The 22490-nt window shown below is 51.3% G+C and carries 22 protein-coding genes and 1 riboswitch; of the genes, 6 read left to right on the top strand and 16 right to left on the bottom strand.

What is annotated here, in order from left to right; genetic code table 11:
* Window positions 1-116 precede the first annotated feature (116 nt).
* Window positions 117-434: a dehydrogenase gene (locus AC1VOR_RS21225; RefSeq protein ID WP_482620835.1), complete on the top strand. Its 318-nt coding sequence runs from the start codon at window positions 117-119 to the stop codon at window positions 432-434.
* Between the two features lie 15 nt (window positions 435-449).
* Here AC1VOR_RS21225 and AC1VOR_RS21220 read toward each other — a convergent pair whose 3' ends face one another.
* The 5 genes from AC1VOR_RS21220 to yyaC form a co-directional block, all read right to left on the bottom strand.
* Complete coding sequence (locus AC1VOR_RS21220; RefSeq protein WP_482620833.1) at window positions 450-2642, bottom strand: O-antigen ligase family protein; 2193 nt, start codon at window positions 2640-2642, stop codon at window positions 450-452.
* Window positions 2643-2766: 124 nt separating this feature from the next.
* On the bottom strand, window positions 2767-3954 hold the full coding sequence (locus AC1VOR_RS21215) for a class I SAM-dependent methyltransferase (protein WP_482620831.1): 1188 nt from the start codon (window positions 3952-3954) through the stop codon (window positions 2767-2769).
* A gap of 240 nt (window positions 3955-4194) precedes the next feature.
* Window positions 4195-4842 (bottom strand): DUF6483 family protein, encoded by a 648-nt coding sequence (locus AC1VOR_RS21210; protein WP_482620829.1) that lies wholly within the window; start codon window positions 4840-4842, stop codon window positions 4195-4197.
* 163 nt (window positions 4843-5005) lie between these two features.
* Entirely contained in the window at window positions 5006-5812 is an 807-nt protein-coding gene (locus AC1VOR_RS21205; protein ID WP_482620827.1) for an alpha/beta fold hydrolase, read from the bottom strand.
* 331 nt (window positions 5813-6143) lie between these two features.
* Window positions 6144-6683 (bottom strand): spore protease YyaC, encoded by a 540-nt coding sequence (gene yyaC / locus AC1VOR_RS21200; protein ID WP_482620825.1) that lies wholly within the window; start codon window positions 6681-6683, stop codon window positions 6144-6146.
* A gap of 169 nt (window positions 6684-6852) precedes the next feature.
* Here yyaC and AC1VOR_RS21195 point away from each other — a divergent pair, with 169 nt between their 5' ends.
* Complete coding sequence (locus AC1VOR_RS21195) at window positions 6853-7080, top strand: DUF1128 domain-containing protein (protein ID WP_059048944.1); 228 nt, start codon at window positions 6853-6855, stop codon at window positions 7078-7080.
* A 12-nt stretch (window positions 7081-7092) separates the two neighbouring features.
* On the opposite strand, the gene AC1VOR_RS21190 is transcribed toward AC1VOR_RS21195, so the two are convergent.
* The 8 genes from AC1VOR_RS21190 to AC1VOR_RS21155 all read right to left on the bottom strand — a co-directional run bounded on the left by AC1VOR_RS21190 (window position 7093) and on the right by AC1VOR_RS21155 (window position 14208).
* Window positions 7093-8103, bottom strand: coding sequence for an asparaginase (locus tag AC1VOR_RS21190; RefSeq protein ID WP_482620863.1), 1011 nt, complete (start codon window positions 8101-8103; stop codon window positions 7093-7095).
* Between the two features lie 175 nt (window positions 8104-8278).
* Window positions 8279-9052, bottom strand: coding sequence for a sigma-70 family RNA polymerase sigma factor (locus AC1VOR_RS21185; RefSeq protein WP_482620823.1), 774 nt, complete (start codon window positions 9050-9052; stop codon window positions 8279-8281).
* On the bottom strand, window positions 9049-9501 hold the full coding sequence (gene rsbW, locus AC1VOR_RS21180; protein WP_482620821.1) for an anti-sigma B factor RsbW: 453 nt from the start codon (window positions 9499-9501) through the stop codon (window positions 9049-9051). Before rsbW ends, AC1VOR_RS21185 begins: the two co-directional genes overlap by 4 nt.
* 17 nt (window positions 9502-9518) lie before the next feature.
* Window positions 9519-9857 (bottom strand): STAS domain-containing protein, encoded by a 339-nt coding sequence (locus AC1VOR_RS21175; RefSeq protein ID WP_059048948.1) that lies wholly within the window; start codon window positions 9855-9857, stop codon window positions 9519-9521.
* An 80-nt stretch (window positions 9858-9937) separates the two neighbouring features.
* Complete coding sequence (locus AC1VOR_RS21170; RefSeq protein ID WP_482620819.1) at window positions 9938-11092, bottom strand: SpoIIE family protein phosphatase; 1155 nt, start codon at window positions 11090-11092, stop codon at window positions 9938-9940.
* Window positions 11093-11219: 127 nt separating this feature from the next.
* Window positions 11220-11714, bottom strand: a complete 495-nt coding sequence (locus AC1VOR_RS21165) for a DUF948 domain-containing protein (RefSeq protein ID WP_482620817.1) — start codon at window positions 11712-11714, stop codon at window positions 11220-11222.
* Window positions 11715-11870: 156 nt separating this feature from the next.
* Window positions 11871-12896 carry a C40 family peptidase gene (locus AC1VOR_RS21160; protein WP_482620816.1) on the bottom strand — a complete coding sequence of 342 codons (1026 nt, stop codon included), beginning with the start codon at window positions 12894-12896 and terminating at the stop codon, window positions 11871-11873.
* Window positions 12897-13338: 442 nt separating this feature from the next.
* On the bottom strand, window positions 13339-14208 hold the full coding sequence (locus AC1VOR_RS21155; RefSeq protein ID WP_482620814.1) for a cation diffusion facilitator family transporter: 870 nt from the start codon (window positions 14206-14208) through the stop codon (window positions 13339-13341).
* 185 nt (window positions 14209-14393) lie between these two features.
* Between AC1VOR_RS21155 and AC1VOR_RS21150 the strand changes: the two genes are divergently transcribed.
* On the top strand, window positions 14394-14591 hold the full coding sequence (locus tag AC1VOR_RS21150; RefSeq protein WP_482620812.1) for a hypothetical protein: 198 nt from the start codon (window positions 14394-14396) through the stop codon (window positions 14589-14591).
* A gap of 111 nt (window positions 14592-14702) precedes the next feature.
* On the opposite strand, the gene AC1VOR_RS21145 is transcribed toward AC1VOR_RS21150, so the two are convergent.
* A complete protein-coding gene (locus AC1VOR_RS21145; RefSeq protein ID WP_482620810.1) occupies window positions 14703-16334 on the bottom strand; it encodes an ABC-F family ATP-binding cassette domain-containing protein in 1632 nt (543 codons plus the stop codon).
* Between the two features lie 112 nt (window positions 16335-16446).
* Window positions 16447-17391, bottom strand: a complete 945-nt coding sequence (locus AC1VOR_RS21140) for an MBL fold metallo-hydrolase (RefSeq protein WP_482620808.1) — start codon at window positions 17389-17391, stop codon at window positions 16447-16449.
* A 295-nt stretch (window positions 17392-17686) separates the two neighbouring features.
* Between AC1VOR_RS21140 and AC1VOR_RS21135 the strand changes: the two genes are divergently transcribed.
* Together AC1VOR_RS21135 and AC1VOR_RS21130 are read left to right on the top strand one after the other, a co-directional pair.
* Window positions 17687-18853 carry a virulence factor gene (locus AC1VOR_RS21135; protein ID WP_482620806.1) on the top strand — a complete coding sequence of 389 codons (1167 nt, stop codon included), beginning with the start codon at window positions 17687-17689 and terminating at the stop codon, window positions 18851-18853.
* Window positions 18854-19008: 155 nt separating this feature from the next.
* A riboswitch (Lysine riboswitch) is annotated at window positions 19009-19207 on the top strand.
* A gap of 105 nt (window positions 19208-19312) precedes the next feature.
* Window positions 19313-20791 carry an amino acid permease gene (locus tag AC1VOR_RS21130; RefSeq protein ID WP_482620804.1) on the top strand — a complete coding sequence of 493 codons (1479 nt, stop codon included), beginning with the start codon at window positions 19313-19315 and terminating at the stop codon, window positions 20789-20791.
* Window positions 20792-20871: 80 nt separating this feature from the next.
* Here the strand turns inward: AC1VOR_RS21130 and AC1VOR_RS21125 are convergent, their stop codons facing one another.
* Window positions 20872-22002 (bottom strand): transglutaminase domain-containing protein, encoded by a 1131-nt coding sequence (locus tag AC1VOR_RS21125; RefSeq protein WP_482620802.1) that lies wholly within the window; start codon window positions 22000-22002, stop codon window positions 20872-20874.
* 231 nt (window positions 22003-22233) lie between these two features.
* Here AC1VOR_RS21125 and AC1VOR_RS21120 point away from each other — a divergent pair, with 231 nt between their 5' ends.
* Window positions 22234-22431 carry a hypothetical protein gene (locus AC1VOR_RS21120; protein WP_482620800.1) on the top strand — a complete coding sequence of 66 codons (198 nt, stop codon included), beginning with the start codon at window positions 22234-22236 and terminating at the stop codon, window positions 22429-22431.
* Window positions 22432-22490: the final 59 nt, after the last annotated feature.

Below are 22490 nucleotides of genomic sequence, written 5' to 3'. Positions count from 1 at the left end.
TATTCTATCACAGCCGCGGACATGCATTCTACTTGCCTGCGAGGGGTGACTCTGGCGAAACCCGCTGCATATGCTGACAGAATAGAGGTCATTTACATTAGGAGGGAGCTTCCGCTATGACAAATTTTCCCGCGAAATCACCGAATTCCAATGCACTACCTACACCACGCAAAATTCGCCGCAGTTGCAGCAAAGAACTCTACCGGACGATCAAGCGTCTGGGCCTGTTCGTTCCCGAAGAGAAGCTGAAGGAAGGCGAGACTTTATACTATAAAAAGGTCATCGGTAATCTGCTATGGATTGGGGAAAATATAAGCAATCGCAAGCTGCTCGCTGATTGGTGGGATGAGGCCGTCAGCCCCGAGCTTGCCGAATTGTGGGAGGTTGACCAGCAGCGCTTGTCGGCTGCCTTTCGCGCCGCGTTTGGAGGTTAACGCCAGCACAGCAGGTTAGCGCCGCACTTGCTGATCGTGACCGTTCCAGGAGAGAGTATCGACAACCGCTTGCAACCTTCCCCCCCATTCCTCCGCCTCGCTAGTGAGATTGAATTGTCGGTCGTTACGTGCCAGGGTCAGCCTCATCACCGTCTCTGCTTGCTTCGCATAATCCTCGTAAAGAGCAAGGCCAACATCCGCTACCTTCAGCGCCTCCGACATTTGGCCTTGCTCCCGTAAACGTTCTGCCAATTGCAGCAGCTCCTGTAAGACTATCGTTTGGCCCTTGTGGTCGAATCGATCCAATGTCACCGCTTGCCGCAAAGCCGGGACCGCTCCGGCATGATTGCTCTCAGCCAACGCACGGCCCAGCACCAGCCATTGCCTGGCATCCCCAGGCTCATAGCTTAGCCCTTGGCGCAACAAGGACACCTTCTCAGGGGTGTTGGACCTGGAAGCCAGGACCAAACGGGCTTGATTGCGGTAAGGAGTCAGGGCCAAAGAGCAGCGCAACAGATCCGAAGCGGCCTCAAGTCTCCGCTCCTCGGTGGATGGTGCAGCATATTTACTTAACGCTTGCTGGTACAGCTTCAGGCTTGTGGCCTGCCGCAAGCCTGATAGACCAAGCAGCACAAGACAGACCGCAGCAAGAAGACAGATCGCAGGGCGCAATGGTCTTTTGTGAGAAATCCTGAATCTACCGGGACGAACGGTATCCGCCGCCATCCATAGCAGAAGCAGCCAAATCAAGCCATAGCTCATATCAAAATCAATCGCACTATGCAGGAGTAAGGCCACATAGGAGGGCAGCATAGCGCTACGGCGGCGTATCAATTGAACGCCTTGAAGCCCTAGCCACAGCAGGACAAACCCCAGCCCGGGAAGCCCAATATTCAGGGCTAAATCAAGGTATCCGCTGTGCACCTCGCTGCCGACATAGGGCGTGCTTTGGAGGCTGCGAAAAGCGTGGCGCCAGGTATCCCCGCCCTGGCCAAGCCATGGCGCCTGCCGGAGCAACTGCACGGCATCGCCATACATAGCCGCGCGGGCGAACCCGGTCTCCGGGCGGAGCAGCCGCCCCGGGAATCCTTGCCCCGCCGCCCCGGCGGCATGCAGTAGCGCCGCGGCGAGCAGCAACGCGGCAACTACCAGCGCCGCCAAGCGATAGCGGCGGCGCATCCGGCGTGGGCCCCACCGGGGCCCATAACGCGCGGCGAGCCCCTGCGCGAGCGCCAGGGCCGCCAGCACGGCGGCCAGCGCCAGCAGTGCGGGCAGCAGCGCTGGCGCAAGCTGCGCCGCGGCAAGCTGGCGCGCGAGGAGCATGGCGGCGGCGAGCACCGCCGCGCTGTGCAACGCGTAGCGCCAGCGCCGGGTGCCGCGCAGCAGCGCATAGCCCGCGGCCCAGCCGGGCAGCGCGGCAGCAAGCGCCCCGCGCGATTCGCTCAGCAGCAGGCAGAGGGTGAACAGCAGGGCGAGCATTGCCGCCCGCTGTCCCTGCCAGCCGCCCTCGCGCGTAAAGGCGCGGCGGCTTAAGCGGGCAAGCCGCATCAGCCGCTCCAGGGCGAACACCGCCATCACCGCGCCGAAGGTGTTCGGATACTGCAATAACCCGCCAAGCCGGGCTCCTGTCGCCGATACGGCTGAATCGGCGGTACGCAGTATCGCTCCCGGCAGGGGCCACAGGCCGTATACGGAAGTCAGCGCTGTTATCGTCAGCAGGCTCCCGGTAGCCAGCCACCCTGCCGTCAGCCAGTGACGGCCCGTCTTCCCCAGTTGACCAAGCTTGTATAAGCCGATACCAAATACAGCTATAAAAGACCAATGCAGTACATCCTCCACAGTGGCCTGAACAGATAAAGGGTGTCCCTTCAACCCGTGGAAGGAATACAAAACCACCAGTACAACGGGACCCGCTACGAATCCGAACCATCCCTTGAGCCATAGTCCCTTATTTGCGACATTCTGGTAGTGGGTATTCATATCTATTCTGCGCAATGGAGCCCAACCAGCGACAGAGGTCTGGTTCAACCCCACCACAAACCAGCCAACTGCGGTTGCGAACAGCCAGCCTGAAATGAGCAACAAACCTCCGTAAGAATCTATATCAAATAGCCCCTGTAGGAGAACACACAGCAGTCCTGTCACTGTTATAGCCATACCTAGCCCATATAGACTGGTGCTACTGGTGCTTTTTTCTTGCCTTCTCACCCGCCGCATCCTATTCAACGCTTCACCCCGCCCGTGTTCACTCCCCGGCCAGAGCTAGTTTCAGCACTACCGGAGAGACTCCTTACCATTCATTCACGGAAATGAAGCAGCTTATTCCTCGCTTTTAGCCTTTGGCTGGGACAAGCACCGGAGGTAGCAGGTCTTGGCAAGCTCGCTCCAGATAGGGCGCCGCGTCAAGAAATTGGCGGAATGCTTCGTACTCGGACCACAATGCAGCAGTATCAGCACTTGGGGCCTTCACGGCCCGGATCAAAATATTCTTGGGCGTATGCTCCATATCGATAAATTCGAGCAGTTGCGTCTTGTAGCCCATCACGTCCAGCAGTTTGGCCCGAATGGCATCCGTCGCTAGCGCCGAGAAGCGTTCCTTCAAGATCCCATGATCCAGGAGCGGCGCCAGTGCTTTATTGTTCACCTGATTAAACAGTTCATGCTGACAGCAGGGCACGGACAAAATGACCGAAGCGTTCCAGCGAACCGCCTTCTCCAAGGCGGCGTCGGTAGCCGTATCACAAGCATGCAACGTAACGACCATGTCTACGGCACTCAATTCGTCATAGTCGGCAATATCACCAACCAGGAACCGTAGATCGTCATAGTGCAGCTTGCGAGCCAGTTCGCCGCAATGCTCGATAACCTCTTTTTTCAAATCCAGTCCGACCACTTGAAGCTTGCGCTGCTGTTGAACCGCCAAGTAATGATATAACGCAAAGGTCAGATATGACTTACCGCAACCAAAATCAACGATCGTCAACGGGCGACCCTCCGGTAAATGGGGAAGAACATCCTGAACCATCTCCAGAAAACGATTTATTTGCTTAAACTTATCGTACCGCTTGGCCAGCACTTTGCCTTCCGCATTCATAATACCCAGCTCGACCAGGAAAGGGACAGGCACGCCTTCCTCCAGTACATATTGCTTCCTGCGATTGTGTGTCAACTGATTTGGAGCTTTGCGCGTAGGTGCCTTCTTCAAAATTGATACCTTGAATTTCTTGCTGATGAGCACCTGATAGTCCACCTCTGCTGTACAGAGCAGCCCTTGGCGAAATTCATCTGACAGGAGTCTGTATAACTCATCGGCATAAGCCTCTGGCGTTATATTGCGGTGCAGCACTTTGTTGTTGTAATGGTACGCAAATTGATAATGCAGTTCCCGCTTGATTTCAACTGGCTTGATCTGCACCTTGGTATATTCGTCCTCACCTGATTTACGGCGTCCACTGAGCGTAGCTGTAATCAGACTTGCTTGCTCTGCCAGTTCACGAACGAGTGTATCAAGGGATTCCATAGGTCATCCACTACCTTTCTGAGTTCAAAAATAAATAATATAGCTATCTATATAAGTTGAACTTATGTTTAACGCAAAGAAGCAGACGAGAAAATGTTCTTACGATCGCTGTTGCTCACAGATTTCTTTTATTCAATAAATTCTTATAAGGTAGAAATCCATTCCCAAAGGCGAACGCTCCACTTCTTCAGAATCATTTTTCTCGCTTGCTTATTTTGCCTTTTCTTTAATTCAACTTATCTAGAAATGCTTCTCCAGTTCCAGCAACCCTTCCCGCACCTCTTCCAGCGGCAAGCCGCCTTCTTCCAGTTGTTCAGAAGGTAATATCAGCAGGCGTTGATAAAAGGCATCTGCTTCCTCCTTGGAAATGGATTCTTCCGTCAGCAGGCGGTAGAGTGCATTCTCGGCTTGATCATAGCGTCCTTCGCTCTCCTCCAGCTTCATGAGTAACAGCTCCGTTTCCGGGGGTAGCCGGTAGGATTTAAGCAAGGCTTGCAGTTCGGAGACAGCATCAGGCCAGTTCCATAACGAACGGTCCGCTCTATGCAGGCCTGCTGCCAAGTACAAGTGCAGCGCCTTCATCCAGCGGGCTGCCGCCTCTTCTTCCTCCTGCATGGCCAAGCGAATATCGCCCTCTTCCTTAAGCAGCCTGGCCAGACTTTGCAGCTTGTCTGCCTCCAATTCGCCGCCGCTATGAAACAGCTCTACGATATCCTTGGCCGGCAAGGTGTCCAGCAAACGGGCATGCAGGCGAAATTGTCTCTTGTATAGCTCATCCAGCGACCATAATGCTTCGGTCAGCTTCTTGTTCTGTCTCAGCATAAACACCTTGCCCAGCACTTCCGTCATCTCTTCAATCATCCGTACTAAATAATCTCTTCGCAGCATCTCCCAATCTCCTTCCTATAAGAGGTCACGCATTATAAATGCAATCTCTATGAATAAACCGCAGGGAACGTGAATGCCTAAGCCCGGAGTTCTAAGAGAAACTCCGGGCTTAGGCATCAGTTCATTCAAACCTTCTAAAGGCTCGGCTTCCCTTTATCGGCAATCACGCCTCTTCCGATGGGTCCGATACACTCCGCAAAAAATCAGTAATGACGGCGGTCAATTGCTCGGGTGCTTCGTACATGCTCATATGACCAGCGCCCTTAATGACCGCCTTGGTCACTTGCGGACCTTCCGTAGTGAACAGCTTCGCCAGAGGTACAACTTGATCGCTCTCGCCGGCAACCAGCAAGAGTGGAAGGGAGGCATTCTCCATAACCTCTCTGCGGTCTGGCCGCTCGCGCATAGCCAGCGCTGCACCTTCTGCTCCTTGAGGAGGGGTACGATAACCGATCTCCTTCACCCGGTCTACCTCGGAGGTTAGCTTCTCCAGACTTTCCTGGGCAAACAAACCGGGCACCAGTCCATCAACAAATTTGGTAATCCCTTCTGTCCGAATGGAGCTCACCGCCTGGAGTCTCTTCTCCTTCGCTTCCTCGTTATCGGGATATCCGGTTGAATGAATCAACCCGAACCCCCGCAACCTTGAAGCATATCGCTCTGCCAGCGACAACGCTACATAGCCGCCTAGCGAATGTCCTAACAATGTATATTTTGAAATCCCCTGCTTGTTGAGCAGTTCGGCTACATCATCGGCCATTTGCTCAATCGTATACGCTCCAAGTGGCGCATCCGAGGCCCCATGCCCACGCAAATCAGGTGCAATGACCTGATATTGATCAGCAAGCAGCGGTTGAACCTTCTCCCAGTATGCGGAGCTGCCGCAAAAGCCGTGCAGTAATACTACCGTTTCACCTTGCCCTTGGCTCTCATAGGCGATCGAATTACCGTTAACCGTCATCTTGTCCATTTTCGCTACCTACTTTCTCTTTTGGGATTTAGTTAAAGAGGTTGTTCAAAAAGTCGTCTTTCCTGAACGAAGCAGTTCAAGGAGTAAGTTCGACATCGAATCTTGAATTCAGCCGGGCCTAGCATATGCTTCCGTAGCATGTTTCTTGCAGAAACATTTGAGATGCTCACGTACCCATTGCTTCCGAAGTCGTTTTCTCCGAAAACGTATAGCTCCGCTACTGACGTCCCTACCTTCATCCAACTCAAGCGTTTTGAAAAAACGCACATCGAAAGCATAAGCTTCGGTCCTGCAAACCCGACTTTTTAAATACATACTTAAATCATTTTCTTCATTTTGAATCACTACGGAATGCTGCGGCAGCAGCGACCGCAATTTCGTCGGCCATGTGCATGACCTTGTACAGCGAAGTCATTTGCAAGGTCCAGTATGGCTTGGGACCCTTCACGTTAACAACGGCGGCCAAGCTGTAATGGCCTACCTCCGGGAGGTTCCCTCCCACAGATCTGGCTGGCTGCAAGGGTTGCTCAGAGACCAGGTAATGCCCCAGCGATTCCGCCGTTCCCAGGCAAGCATCAATGGCGATAACAATACCCTCCCTGCTGATTTCCAGCATGCGTCTCTCCAAATTGGTCGCATCGCAAGGCTCGCGCAGCGTGCCAATGACCCCAGCAAAGCCAAGTTCAGTGAGTCTGGTGCCTACCAGCGGTCCCAGGGCATCCCCGGTTGAGCGATCAGTACCGATACACAAGAAGGTAATAGCTTCCCCGGGATGGCGAAGACGAATCCCGTTAAAAAAGCCCTGCAATTCAGTTCCATTAAGCTTTGTTCGGTCCAGCCCCGTTACTGGCCATTCCTTCCGTTCTCCCACGATTCAGCCATCGCCTCCTTAGATCGGCAAGGGGCAACCTACAGCGTTGTCCTCCCAGTGTAACGTAATTTGATTGTAACGCATTCGAACCATCCATCGCAAAACTTCGTCTGATGGCCGCCAACATGGTACAATAGCGGAAAACCCTTACCGGAAGGATGAAGTAATGATGGATTTATCGATGAAAACCCACGAAAACATTGAATACATGATCGAAGCGATCAAAAGCAAACTCAGAATGGCCTCAGGTGCAGCCATGACAGCGACAGCCTTCCACACAGATCAATATGACGATATCCGTGACGTTTATGACATCGTAATGAGCAAAGAACGGCTGAGCATCTCCGAGGTGGAGGCACTGGCCCAGGAATTGGGACGCCTTCGCCACAAAGCATAGACATAGAACTTGTTATTGTGCAAGCTTAAAGGCGGGTTCGCTCTGGCCAACCTGCCAGCCCTCATCATTACGAATGGCGGATGGGAACGCTTCGCGTAACTTACGAAGCGTCTCTTCGTTCCCATATCCCAGTTGCTCCAGCACCGTCAGCACAATCAGACCCCACTCTTCCTCAGAGCCATCCTGAATCTTGAATGTCACGGCCAAGCGTTCATCACGCAAGGCAAAGGCATAAACTCCTTTAAATCCACCCTTGGCTACGATGTTGTCATCCTCCAGCAGAATAGAATCAATTCGCCCTGTTCCGGCAACCAGCTTAGGATACCGGTTCATGGCCGTGGCGATGGTATTCGCTGCGCTAGCCGTATTGGTGTCAGCAATCAGGTCAGGACAAGCCAGCTTCAAGTAAGCCGCCGCCAAGGCGGAAAGGGGCAACGCGAAGACGGGGAAGCCGCAACCATCCGTACCGAGAGAAATTTGTTCCTGAGGGATATCCGCCAGTTCGGCCAGTGTACTCAGAATCTCCTGTTGCACCGGGTGCTCTGGCAAATTGTAAGTGTCCAGAGACTCGCCCTTTAGCTTGCAATACGCTTGTACGCCAAGGTGCTTGCCCGAGCAATTATGATACAGGCGTCTTCTCTCCCCGCCCTGGCGTAGCAATCTCTCTCTTGCCGAGCTGTCCAGCGGCAGGCTGGGGGCACATACCAGCTTTTCTTCTGCCAGCCCCACCTTATGGAGCAAGCGCTCCAGCACCTCCACATGAGCCGTCTCGGATCGATGAGAGGCAGCCATCACGGCAATTTCCTCATCATTTAAATTGTAGGACTTATGGATGCCTGCCCGAATCCCCGGAATGGCCTGAATCGGCTTGGCCGAGGAGCGCGTAAATACCGTAGCATGAGGGTTGCCTACACGTCCTTGTATTTCACCCCGTTCGTTAATTACACATATATGCCCATAATGGGCGCATTCCAGAATGCCTGCCCGATACTCTCTAATTAACAATGCCTCTTGATAATCCATCATGAGTTCTCTCCTTATACCCGCTTACTTTCCTTCCACAGTATAGTATAGCCGCAGCCCAATGGCTACAAGCAGCCAGAGAAGAAAATACGCATTCGAAGCCGTAAGTATAGGAGAATATGAGGATCAAAAAGCGCTGCCCGAACCTTGCGGCAGCGCGTGAAGGACCTATTCATCAGTTCACAGGGTAATCGTTCATGATTTGCTTCAGCTTCTCTGTAGCCCGCTTCTGAATCCGCGAGACACTCATCTGGGAGACGCCCAACTTCTGGGCGATAGCCCGCTGAGATTGCCCCTCCTGGAAGGCGAGCAACAGCACCTGCTGTTCTTGGGCCTTCAGATGTCCCAAGGCCTCCTGCAGATCCATGCGGTTCTCCACCGCATCGTAATCATCTACATCCGCACTGATTAATTCACCAAGCGTTGCGGCACTCTCATCTGCAGACAGCGGAGAATCCAGAGATACATAATGGTAGCATTCCCGTCCAGCAAGCACCTCGACGGTCTCTTCCACCGACAGTTCCAGGAAATCAGCGATTTCCTTCACATCAGGGGAACGCTCCAGCCGCATGGTCAGTTCATCAATCGCCTGCTGAACGAGGGCGCCCTTTTCCTTGATGCGACGTGGCACCTGGATATACCAGGACTTGTCACGTAAATAGTTCTTCATATGCCCGATCATACTCTTCATCGCATATGGTTCGAAGGGGATACCCAGTTCACTGTCATATTGCTGCAATAGACGCACGAGCGCCATTTCGCCGACCTGGTACAGATCTTCGTACAAATCGGGCCTATTGCGAGCAATTTTCCCGGCAGCCATCTTCACCATGGAATCATATCTGCGAATCAGTTCGGTAGCAATTTCATTGTCTTTCGTCGCCTGATATTGTTTGATCAGACTGATAGAATCATTCAAAGCGCCTTGGGGAGTCGCTTTGTGGGTCATACGGCCTCCTCACTTCTCTGGAGCTTGCGGACCATCATCACCTTCGTTCCATGTCCCGCCTGGCTCTCCACGCTGACATCATCCATCAGCGCTTGCATCAAGTAGAAACCTAAACCTCCGATAGGCGCATCGCTAAGCTCCTTATCGTGCAAGGTTACGCGCCCTTCGTCTGTGCCCCACGGCTCAAAGCTCTCCCCTTGATCCTTGACCGTAATCGATAAGGCATCGGCCAGTACGTCGAACGTGATTTCCATGGTTCCTGGCGCATGCTTGTAAGCATATAATACGGAATTGTTGCATGCCTCGGATACCGCTACCTTCATATCTTCAATTTCTTCATACGAAAATCCCATCTTGGAGGCCACGCCATATAGGTTCAACCTTACGATGTCTACGTACTCGGCAGTTGCCGGCAGGCTAATGACGATTCTCTCTACTTGCTCTATCATTGCTTCTCTATCCTTTCCTATTGGGAATTCTCCTGTGCGGCAAAGAACTTAGCAATCCCGGTCATTTCAAACAATTTGCGAATATGATCCGGTACTTCCTGAACGTAGAACCGTGAAGTCATTCCCTGTCTCGCTTTCAGAATGGACAACAAGATACCGATGCCCGTACTGTCGATGTATTTCAGTTCTTTCAGATTAAGGACCAAATCAGCTTCATCATTACCTACCAGCGGTTCCATCAACTTGCGAAAATCAGGAGCTACGGATAAGTCCAGCTCACCTCGCAGATATACGATGTGAACTCCGTCCTCCCATTGAGGCGTTGCCGAAAATTTCTCACTTTTTCTTGTATTCATCCGTTTTCTCTCCTGAAATAAGTTTTCTTATTACAACATAACCCAGCCTGTACGTCCCTGAATCAAGCCAGATACTTCCACTATTTTAACGAAATCCATACCAGGCATTTGTCATCTTCCCGTTCCTCGGGAAACGCATCTGCGAAGAACAGCTTGTTCAACTTGGCTTCATCAAATTGGTGGCAACCCATATCAAGCTGCTCCTCCAGCCAGGCCTGACGCTCCTCCTGCAAATCCGGTTGCACATCGGTCAGTCCATCCGTATACAACACAATATGCCCCTCCCCTTCATAATATAGGGTCTGAGGTTCGGTTTCGATATAATCAAATAATCCCACGGGAGGGCCAACCTGGTCCATACGGACAAGTTCACCATCTCCTTGGTAGAATAACGCCGGTGGATGTCCGGCATTAACGTAATCAATTTTGCGGTGTCGAGTGTCTACTACCAAATAGATCGCCGTAAAATAATATTGAATGAGCTTGCTCTCAATATGTAGTTGAATAAAACGTCGGTTAAGCTCCTGAATGACCTTCTCCGGTTCAACATACGTATGTACGGTATCCTTCAGTACAGAAGAGATGAACATACAGAATAAGGAGGAGGAAATACCATGGCCCATCATATCAAGCAGGATGACGGCATACCTTCCATCACCAAGCGCATACCAGGAGTATAAGTCTCCGGCCAATTCATAGGATGGCTTATAGATGGCGTTAATCTCAATCTCGTCCTCTTGAATAGGTGAACTGAGCACTGCGTTTTGTACAAGAGAAGCCAGCTTCAACTCCTCCTGAATCCGCTGGTCACGGTTGCGATGCCAATCCTTCTCCAGCTTGAGCCGTAGGGCCAAGCGAATTCGGGCCATAAGTTCCACCTTGTTGATCGGCTTGGTCACGTAATCAACTGCCCCGGCATCCAGGGCCTCTGCCAGTTTATTGGAGTCTCCCACCGCTGTAACCATAATGACGGGAATCTCCCGTAAATGCTCAGAACGCTGCAACAAACGGCAAGCAGAGGTACCATCCATCTCCGGCATCATCATATCCAGCAAAATTAGATCTACGTCTGACGGGCCGCTGTCCTCAATATTATCCAGATCCTTGACACCAAGCCTCTCAAACATCTGTTTGGCGGAGGATACGGCAATCGTATTCCGATACTTTTCCTTCTTGAGGATTTCACGCACGATAATGATATTGGTCAAATTGTCGTCAACGATTAGAATTCTCATGGCAATCTCCCTGTTAAAAAAATAAAGGGAACGGAGTGTCCCCCATTCCCTCTGGATACGGTGTTAACTCTTCCCGCCAACCAGGCTATCAACTTATAATACCCATCTGGACAGAAAATGAAACAGACTACCCCCGATATTTCTGCCATACATCCGCCGCCACATCTACCCATTTCACCCAACCGCCTGGCTTGCTAGCGCTGGACGGTGGTTCGTGCTGGCTTGCAGCTACCGATGGCTGAACCGCTGGTCTGGGAGTTACGGCCACTTTAGTCGCTTCCCGCCGTGCACGTTGCCGATTCTTGATTCTTCCAGCCAACGCCACCGATACCTGCTTGGTAGCCAATGTGACCTCATTTAATACCTCTCCGGCATTTTTGACCGATTCCAGCACGGGATCAATTTGCTTCATCTTATGCTGAATATCGCCCGTCAAGTCGTTGGCTTGCTTCACGATTTGCTTGACCTCAAAGCCAAGCTGGTCGATCGTCTTCTGTACCTCCTGCAATGTTGTTGTTGTCGTGTGCAGCGATTGCTCTGCTGCCTTCAACGTTTTGACCAGATACACGACAAGCACTACGAAGGCTAACGCCACAACCGCCACACTGATCTGCCAAATCATCCAGGTTCCTCGCTTTCCGTTGCTTGTTTTGTCAAGCCTGCTTCTTCTTTAACTATAACACGAAATTCACCAAGTAAAACAGGTAACGCCGCTTTGACGTCGCCCTCCCCCGAAGGGAAAGGACGTCGAAGCGGCGTAAGTTTCATAGCTTTATTCTTATTTTAATACACTGCCCCCATAGAGAAAGCGGTGAACCCAAGCTCCATCGAGCTTGTCCAATTTAACGCCGCCTGATTCCTTGGAATACGTATGCAGCAGCTTACCATCACCCAAATATAAAGCAACGTGAGTAATGCGGGCCGTCGACTTGTTGATGCCCTGATACGATTTGGCTGAGGAACCTTTATAGCTCATGAAGAAGACCAGATCACCACGTTTGAGGTTATTAATGTTGTACACGGCGGTGCCATTATCCTTGATATAGTCTCCCTGCTTGCGAGAATCGGCTGGCAAGGTGATGCCCAGGGTTTCTTTGAAAATATGCCGGATAAAATCGGAGCAATCGAAGGTGGTGGTGGTATTGCGATTGGACCCGTATTCATAGGGGGTGCCCAAATATTTCATCCCGGTCTCAACGACCTGATCAATCTGCCGACTGATGCTGCTAATAGGTGCAGGTGCAGGCACCGCAGGTTGAACTTTCCCCTCTATGCTCAGATACTTGTCATTCGTGCTGACGTAGCCGGTCCGGCCATCCGAGGTACGTACTTTATAGAAGCTGGTATTGCTTTGATCCAGGATCGTTAAGGACGTGCCCTTGCTGAGCATGGTAATGACCTTGCCCGAAGTCGACGGCTCTGAGCGCAGGTTCACGCCATACACCACTTTGGCCGACCGCGCCACGGAAGGCTCGGCAGGAACTGGGGAAGGGGCAGGAGTAGAAGTGGTAGTCACTTTGATGTATTTACTACTGGCACTGACATAACCTACCGTCCCGTCTGTCGACTGGACCTTGTAGAAATATTTATTGCTCTGGTCCAATACGGCAACTTCCGAACCTTTGTTCAAGAAACCGATGACCTTGCCAGAGACAGAGGGCTCGTCACGAAAGTTAACACCGCTAACGATGTAACCTGTAGCATCCGCTGACTTTACAGTCGCCGCTGCAGCCTGACTTGGAAGAGCTGTATAAGAAGTGAGAAGAAGGGCACTCAACAATGTGATCGTTATACTTCGTTTCATAAAAAATCAAATTCCTCCTACGGGTAAGTAAGTTCTTGGTGCGTTTGGACTGGTTTTCATGATCTCTCCTTTCTTTGGACTTGTGCCCATTATATCCCTTGTCGAAAGATGTCTAAATCGGTCGTTTATCATACAACTTAGAAAGCAAACATCATGTCCCAGGTCCTGTTTTTCGTCAAAAATTTGTCATTTCAGGGTGTCTAATTACCCAAAAATTCTTCACCCACCTCATTTAATCGAAGTTCATTCCACTTCCTTCCACCATAAAAGTTACTTTTTTGTAACCATAGGCCCATATTTTGGACAACCTTACTGGTTGTTGGTAATTATTTCATATTGAGAGTGATGAAACGCACAGCAAAAAACCGAACCAGCAAGTGGGGCTTCCATCATCCCATCTTTCGGTTCGGTTTATATCTCTGCACTATTCCCTATTTTACGTTTACGGTTCCTTTGGTTCGACATGAACATGAACATGCATGACATTGCGAAGTTTACGCATTCTCTCTTCTACGCGGTCACTGATTTCATGGCTCTTGGTTACCGTTAACTGCGGGTCAACCTCAATGACGACATCCACCAATACATGATTGCCATGAACGCGGGCCTTGAGATCCTTAATCCCTTCCACTCCACTGGTCCTGGCAATAATGCTGCGCAGATCCCCCAGTTCCTTCTCATCAAAGCCATCAGTTAAGTCATGGGTCGATTGGCGAAAGATATCCCAAGCTGTCTTACAGATCAGCAAGCCTACCACTACGGCGGCAGCTCCATCCAGCCATGGCAAGCCAAATTGCGCCCCGATGATGCCCACAGCCGCTCCAATACTAACCAACGCATCGGATAAGTTATCCTTGGCCGCAGCCATCAGCGCCTGGTTGTTAATCTGCTTGGCTAACCTCCGGTTGTACCAATAGACACCCCCCATGGCGATCGCACAGGCCAAGGCAATGATTGCGGAGCGAATATCGGGTTCGGTATGCTCTCCCGCAGCAAGTGACCGCACCGCGTTCACAATAACTTGAATCCCCACCGTCGCCATGATGAAGGAGGCAACGAGTGCCGCCACCGTTTCCGCTCGGAAGTGTCCGTAGGCGTGGTCAGAATCGGGGGGCTTTTGCGAGATTTTCAGGCCTACCAACACCGCGATGGAAGCTACGATATCCGTAAGGTTATTAAATCCGTCAGCGAGCAATGCACTGGAAGCAAAAAAGAAGCCACTGACCAGCTTGAGTGCGGACAACACAATATAAGCCGTAATGCTGACCCAGGCTCCACGTTCTCCTTTACGTATATCTTCATAAATATCCAAGTTATCGTACCCCCAGACTCCCGGAAGATTTCAAAAAAATGTCTATTCATCGTAGCAAACAAACCTCGTGTGGGTCTAGAGAAACAGTGTTTCCCCCGGTAAAAGCAGCGTTACTCATTATTCCCGTTGTACGCGCTTTTAAAAACGTATAGAATAGGGACAGCCCCTTTTTCCATTCGAAGGAGATGATATATTTGACGGAAGATAACAAGGATGTTCGCAAAGTCGACCTGGCCGAAGCCATGCGCCAAAAGCTGCAACAAAAAAAACAGCAGCAAGCTGACAGTAAACCAGGCCTCAAAGGCAGCCTTCAAACCAAAGCACTGAAAAGCCAAAATAATAAAAAGCCCAACAACCAGCGTCGTCGTACAGGCGGTTCATAGGCCAACGGACGCAGCCAAGTGACACAAACAAGCCGCACGAGATCGGTCCTCATCGGACCGCTCGTGCGGCTTTTGGTCTGTCCAGCAGACAGAATAGAATATAGCCCAGATCTAGACGTTAGCCTCTTCCGGATACATGGATTTGCGCAAGTTCTGAATCTCTTCGCTCTCCAGATATTCGTCGTAGGTCATGATCCGATCAATAATACCGTTTGGCGTGATTTCGATAATACGGTTGGCAATCGTTTGAATGAATTGATGGTCATGAGATGTGAACAGAATGGTACCGTCAAAATCAATCAATCCATTATTCAGCGCCGTGATGGACTCCAGGTCCAAGTGGTTGGTAGGCTCATCGAACAGCAATACGTTAGCGCCGTTGAGCATCATCTTCGCCAACATGCAGCGTACCTTCTCGCCACCGGACAATACGCTGGCCTTCTTCAGTGCTTCCTCACCAGAGAAGAGCATCCGTCCAAGGAAGCCTCGCAGGAAGGTCTCATCCTGGTCTTTGGAATATTGCCGCAGCCATTCCACCAGGTTCAGGTCAACGCCATCAAAGTATTTAGAGTTGTCCTTAGGGAAATAAGCCTGGGTAGTCGTTACGCCCCAGCTATACTCGCCCCCGTCCGCTTCCACTTCGTTCATGATCACCTGGAATAGCGTTGTCTTCGGCATCCCGTTAGGCCCAACAAAAGCAATTTTGTCTCCCTTGTTGACCACAAAGTTGACGTTATCAAGCACCTTCTCGCCTTCAAGGCTCTTCGTCAAAGCGTCAACCGTCAGCAACTGCTTGCCCGCTTCGCGTTCTCCCTTGAAGTGCAGGAACGGATATTTCCGATTGGATGGACGAAGATCATCCAGGGTAATCTTGTCGAGCTGTTTCTTCCGGGAAGTCGCCTGCTTCGATTTGGAAGCGTTGGCGGAGAAGCGTTGGATAAAGGCTTGCAATTCCTTAATCTTCTCTTCCTTCTTCTTGTTGGCATCGCGCTGCAATTGCAAGGCGAGTTGACTGGATTCATACCAGAAGTCGTAGTTACCGACATACATCTGAATCTTGCCAAAGTCGATATCTGCAATATGCGTACACACCTTATTCAGGAAGTGACGGTCATGGGATACCACGATAACGGTGCCTTCATAATCCATCAGGAAGTTCTCAAGCCATTGAATCGATTCCAGGTCCAAGTGGTTCGTTGGCTCATCCAGCAACAGGTTATGCGGACGCCCGAACAAGGCTTGCGCAAGCAACACGCGAACCTTCTCATTGCCACTTAATTCAATCATTTTCTTATCATGAAGCTCGCGTGGAATCCCGAGGCCAATCAAGAGAGCCGCTGCATCCGGTTCAGCATCCCAACCGTTCAGTTCGGCAAATTCTCCCTCCAGCTCCCCCGCCCGCATACCATCTTCTTCGGAGAAGTCGGCTTTGGCATACAAGGCATCCTTCTCTTTCATAATGGAATACAACCTTGCATGACCCATAATTACCGTTTCCAACACTTGATACTCATCGTATTCATAGTGGTTCTGCTTCAAGACAGCCATCCGCTCGTTTGGCGTCATGAATACTTCACCCTGGTTCGGCTCGATTTCGCCAGACAGGATCTTCAGGAATGTAGATTTACCGGCCCCGTTTGCCCCAATTAAGCCGTAGCAGTTGCCGGGTGTAAACTTTATATTGACATCTTCGAAAAGTGCCCGTTTTCCATAGCGGAGCGTCACACCATTTGTACTGATCATTTTGAGCATTACCATCCTTTTTTCAATAATCGCACTACTGGCTCCATATTATAGCATAGATTAGCATTTTAGTTGAGTAATCCCCGCCAGAAGCGCCGATGCTTCCAAAAGGTTAGTAAGGCAACCGCAGCGTCTCGCCATGAAATAGAATCTTGATTTGCTCTTCGGGAATGCCCCGTTGCTTGCGGTCCTGCTCCAAGCGGTCGAGGGCTTCCCGGGCTGTGTCGTCCGCCAGGCGGAAGGTGCCATAATGCATTGGAATCATCAGTTTGCCCTTCACATCCACGAAGGCCTGTAGTGCCTCCTCGGGCGTAGTATGCTGACTGGTCATGAACCATTCCGGCTCATAGGCACCGATGGGCAGCAAGGCAATATCAATGCTGAAACGCTGGCCAATCTCTGTAAACCCGCGGAAATAACCGCTATCTCCGGCAAAATAAATCACCTGTGGCTTCTGATCCGGTTCGAACTCTGCCGGCTCCAATACATACCCGCCCCAATGGGAGGTATTCGTATCAAACAGGGTACGCCGGGTCCAGTGCTGCGTCGGGACAAACGAAATGAGTACCTTCCCGATTTGCAATTGCTCCCACCAGCTCATTTCCTGTACACGGTGGAAGCCCTTGCGACGCATCTTGCGTCCCAAACCGATGGGAACTACAATTGTGGTGGCGACGCTGTATAAACGGCGGATGGACGATACATGCATATGGTCGTAGTGTGAATGAGACAGTAAAATAACGTCAATGGGTGGAAGATCGGCAATGGCGATACCCGGGTCGGCCAGCCGCCGCTGAAATCCCATGCGTGCTGCCCAGACGGGGTCCGTCACAATATTTAATCCTTGATATTGAATGAGGAAGGTAGAATGCCCAATCCAGGTCACCGTGCTCTCCTCACGGTTTTGCTGTAGAAAATCAAGCTGAGGTTGCGAACTTGGAATGACGTAGGAATAATCCTTCCTTTTTCTACGGCGTTCTTCCCGCCATTGTCCGAACTGCTTCAACGTTTTATCCGTACTTACATTGTCGATGTTGTTGTAGCGCGTTCTTGACATGAATCAAATGCTCCTCTCCACATGACTTTCTTCTATTTTAAAACAAATCCCCCTCTTCTTCCAAACTTTCCACCCTAATCTACCGGGTCTTTGTACTTACGAGCATATATAACACATACTTCGCGTCAAACAAAAATAACCGCAGGAGTAACTTCCGCCTCCTCGCCGCTTAGTGTGTCATTGCACTTACCTTTTTATTCCTTTCATTCCATGCATTTGCGCCAGGAGTACACGAAGGGTTGGGCAAGACGGTGGATTGAGGTACAATAGCTAAGAAGGGAGATGTGAACATTGTATGAAAATCATTTTTATTGAACCTACCCCTAGCCCGAATTCGATGAAGCTGCATTTGGATGAAAGTCTGGAGCCGGGAATTCGGAAAACATATACGCTTGATAACGAACGCTCCGCCCCTCCATGGATTCGTGGCTTCTTGAGTATCCCTGGCGTGAAAAGCGTGTTCCACACCGCCGACTTCGTGGCGTTAGACCGCAAAGGCAATGCTGATTGGGCCGCCATCTTGTCCGAAGTACAACAGCAATTCGGGCAGGAAGGCGTGGAATCGGCCTGGAATCCGGATAGCGATGAGGAAGCCGCGGCCTATGGAGAGGCCCAGGTCTTCGTGCAATTCTTCCGTGGCATCCCGATGCAGATTCGGGTCAAGGCCGGGCTACGCGAGGAGCGTATCTCTTTGTCCGAGCGCTTCGTCAACGCCGTCACCGAAGTAGCGAGCGCCACGCTGATCAAGGAGCGCAAGCTCAGTGATTACGGCGTGCGCTATGGCGAGCTCGACGAGATTGCCCGCGAGGTCGAGCAGGAGCTGGAGGCCGCTTTTCCCCCGGAGCGGCTGGAGGGCATTGTAGCCCAGGCTATCGCCCATGGACGCAGCGAGACGGAGTTCGTCGAGCAGCGCCGGGCGCTCAGCCTGAACGAGATCCGCGAGCGCATGCAAGATGGCGACTGGCGCGTGCGGTACGCTGCGCTAGAGGCGTTGCAGCAGCCGGAGGTGTCGGCGCTGCCGCTACTGGCGGACGCGCTGCGCGACCCGCAGATGCAGCTCCGCCGACTCGCCGTGGTGTATCTCGGCGATCTGAAGACGCCGGAGGCGATGGAGCTGCTGTACCAGGCGATGCGCGATAGCTCTGCCGCCGTGCGCCGCACCGCCGGCGATACGTTGTCCGACATCGGCGATGCGTCGGCGACGGGAGCGATGATTGAAGCGCTGGCCGACAAGAGCAAGCTCGTTCGTTGGCGGGCCGCCCGCTTCCTCTACGAAGCCGGGACAGACGATGCGCTGGATGCCCTGCGCCAGGCTGCTGATGATCCCGAATTTGAGGTAGGCCTTCAGGCCAGAATGGCTGTGGAACGTATAGAATCAGGTGAACAGGCCGCAGGTACCATCTGGCAGCAGATGGCTAATCGGGAACGCCGGGATAGCGATAACCCTACGCTCGAAAAATAGTCTCATCAGTTGTCATGAATTGGACATTGCTCTTCCTATCCCCATGCTATAAACTAGGAAAATACGTGAAGCCATAGGTCTTTACAAATAAACGCAGCTTCGAAAATCGAAGGGTTGTAACCTGATGTTTGAACTGCCATAGGAACCTCATCATTTGGTGAGGTAGAGGTCGCGATTGTGAAGAGTACACCGGTGGAGGCGCTAAGAAGCCGCCTTGGAGCCCGGTGGAAAGGCACTGTCGCCGAAGCTTGGTTGCCCGCTTCTTATGGCATCCCGGCTGGGACTGTCTCCGAAAGGAACAGGACTGTCACGTCATTCCCATCACCCGGGAATACGTGTTGAGCTATCTTCATGAATGGTGGGAATCACGGTATGTATTGTATTGGCCGCGGAATCCTTTCCGCGGCTTTTTTGCATGGTTTTGGGGATTAAGGAAGAGGTTAGAAGGAGTGTTCAAGCATGAGCAACAATAACAATCAAGTAGCCGAGCAGCAATTAAAGCCGGGGCTAAAAGCCCGTCATATGACCATGATTGCGCTTGGCGGCTCAATCGGCACCGGGCTGTTTTTGGCCAGTGGGGGAGCTATTGCTTCCGCTGGTCCGGGCGGTGCCTTACTCGCCTATGCCGCCGTCGGTATTATGGTTTATTTTCTGATGACAAGCCTGGGGGAACTGGCCACTTACCTGCCGGACTCCGGTTCGTTTGAGACCTATGCCTCCCGGTTCGTGGACCCGTCTCTAGGCTTCGCCATGGGCTGGAACTTCTGGTACAACTGGGCAATCACTATTGCCGCGGAATTGTCCGCCGCCACGCTCATTATCAAATACTGGTTCCCAGACAGCTCATCGCTGCTTTGGAGCATGCTGTTCCTTGCTCTGATCGTAGGTCTGAACATCCTATCGGTTAAAGGTTATGGAGAATCGGAATATTGGTTCGCCACGATTAAAATTGTTGTTGTTATTATTTTTCTAATCATAGGCGTGTTGATGATCTTCGGTATCATGGGCGGCGAAGCGGTTGGATTCTCCAACTTCACGGTAGACGATGCCCCGTTCCACGGTGGTTTCTTCGCCTTCCTCGGCGTATTCATGGCAGCGGGCTTCTCGTTCCAGGGAACGGAGATGGTTGGTGTCGCGGCAGGCGAAAGTCATAATCCCCGCGAGCATGTGCCGCGGGCCATCCGTCAGGTATTCTGGCGAATCCTGATCTTCTACTTCCTGGCTATTCTGGTCATTGGTCTGCTGATTCCATATACCAATCCTAATCTGCTGCAAGGTGGACTTGAACATATCGGGATTAGCCCCTTTACGCTAGTATTTGAACGAGCAGGACTGGCTTTTGCCGCTTCCGTCATGAACGCCGTCATTCTGTCGTCCGTGCTCTCGGCTGGCAACTCCGGCATGTACGCTTCTTCAAGGGTGTTGTACTCCCTGGCTTTACGCGGCAAGGCACCCAAATTCCTGGCCAGATTAAATCGACGTGGGCTTCCGATCAACGCCTTGATGATGACGACCCTTGTTGGCATGGCCGCGTTCTCCGCCTCCTTGTTCGGCGATGGCGTCGTCTACAACTGGTTACTGAATGCATCCGGCATGTGCGGCTTCATTACCTGGCTGGGGATCGCCATCAGTCATTACCGATTCCGCCGTGCTTATGTCGCTCAAGGACGCGATCTCCAGGATCTTCCTTATAAAGCGCGTTGGTTCCCCTTCGGCCCCATCTTCGCTTTCGTGCTTTGCTTTGTCGTGATTCTTGGGCAGAACTTATCTGCCTTTACGGGAGAAAATATTGATTGGTATGGTGTGGTTGTCTCGTATGTTAGCGTCCCGTTATTCCTGGCGATCTGGCTGGGCTACAAATGGAGCCGCAAAACCAAGCTGATTCCGCTTAAGGAATGCAATCTCGATACTCTGCCAACCACTGATTCACAACCTTAGCAGGCACAACAAATCAAAGAGATGCCACCCCGCTGTCATAGCCGGGTGGCATCCCTTCGTTATTTACCTATTATCGTAAGCTATTCCCAATAAATCTCCACTCGCAAATCCTTCGTGCCTTCCAACGGCTGCACCAGATAGCGAATATTTCGAAGCCCCAGCTCATACAATTTGGCGAGATCATCAAGCAGTTGATCTTCTGGCCCGGCGTAACGAACGATAGCCATCTTCGACTCGGCCTTCAGCTCTGTGCCAACCCGCTCAGCCAGCCCCTTGGCATTAGCGACCGCAGCACCCGCATCGTACAGGTCATAGCCCAGTTGCTTCTTCAAATTTAGATAAGCCTCTTGCTTGACTCCGCCTTGATTAATCAGGGCCTGTAGTGCTTGTTGATATGGAACAGCCGACTTAGGATAGCTACCAGCATCCCAAGTGTGATCCTTGCGCAACTGTTCGTCCGTCCGTAGGTAATAAGCATATTTTACCTGATCGGGCACATCCGGCACCGGATCATCCCAGGTCGTGTCAAGATGATACCAACGGTTGTCCACCTTGACCAGATTCCAGGCATGCAACTGATCTCCCGCCGTACCTTCAACCAGTCGATTCTCGACCCCGGCATTCTTAAGCAGCTCATAGGTCAGCAACGCATAACCCTGACATACCGCTTCGCCGGTACGAAGTCCTTCATAAGCTGTGTATTTTTGCAAATCTGTATCATATTTAAGATTGAGGACTACATAATCGTGAATGGCCTTGATCTTCTGATGTGTATCCATCCCAGGTTGAATGACCTTCTTCAATATATCCTTCACCCGTTGCTGTACATAGGCTGTTTGCTCAGCCGTCTCACGGTATTCAATCTTCAACGTAATCTTGGCGGAGCCAGCCGTACCACGCCAGGAATAAGAGTAACGATCCACAATATATTTGGTGTATGGATCTGCATCAAGCGCGCTCTTAACCGCCTTGGTTAACTGTTTCTCAAGTTCCCGCGTTGTTCCTTTATATTTGAAGGTAATAATTGGTTGCCGTGCCCCGAGGCCTTCTGCCAGCTTACGCTGCATTTGCTCTGATGTGGTGACCGTCACTACATCCTCGGCCGCACTCGCCGGAATAATAGCCCATCCAAGTGGTTCCGATCCCAACAGTAAAACGCAAATGGCTCCGGTTACCACCCATCGCTTAGAAAATCCGTTTCTTCTCCCCATACGGCTCCCCCTCTTCTCTTGAGCAAGCTTGTTCAGGTCTTTGTTGGTCTTCTTGCCCATTGTAACACAGCCCATGCTGCAAAAGGTTTCTAGTTTTGTCAAATCGCCGCTTATTTTTCACATCTAGCTCCTACAAAAGCTGGCAGGGCTTAGGTATAATAGAAACATCATATGTGACTTAAATCATTGTTTTATTTATTTTTACACTTATTGGAATGGAGAAGCGGTCCGATGACTATTGTGAATCTTTCGGATATTTCTGTAGAACTGTTTTTAGCTGTCATGTTCTTCCTATTGCTGATAGCTCCCGTAGTCAGCCTTGGTGTACTCCGCCTGTTTCAGGGACGCAAAAAAGTCGGTTTCACTTTGCTAGGCAGCGGTGTCGCCGGATACTTCCTGTTCCAACTGATTGTTGGGCTGTTCACCTGAGACTACGAAGAGCAACTATGGAAATCTACCCAAATAAAATGGCGATGCCGTGTAATACC

Source organism: Paenibacillus sp. 1SOY10 (assembly GCF_056836745.1).
The sequence above is the reverse complement of the archived record's forward strand: the minus strand, read 5'-3'. Positions and strand labels throughout refer to the sequence as shown.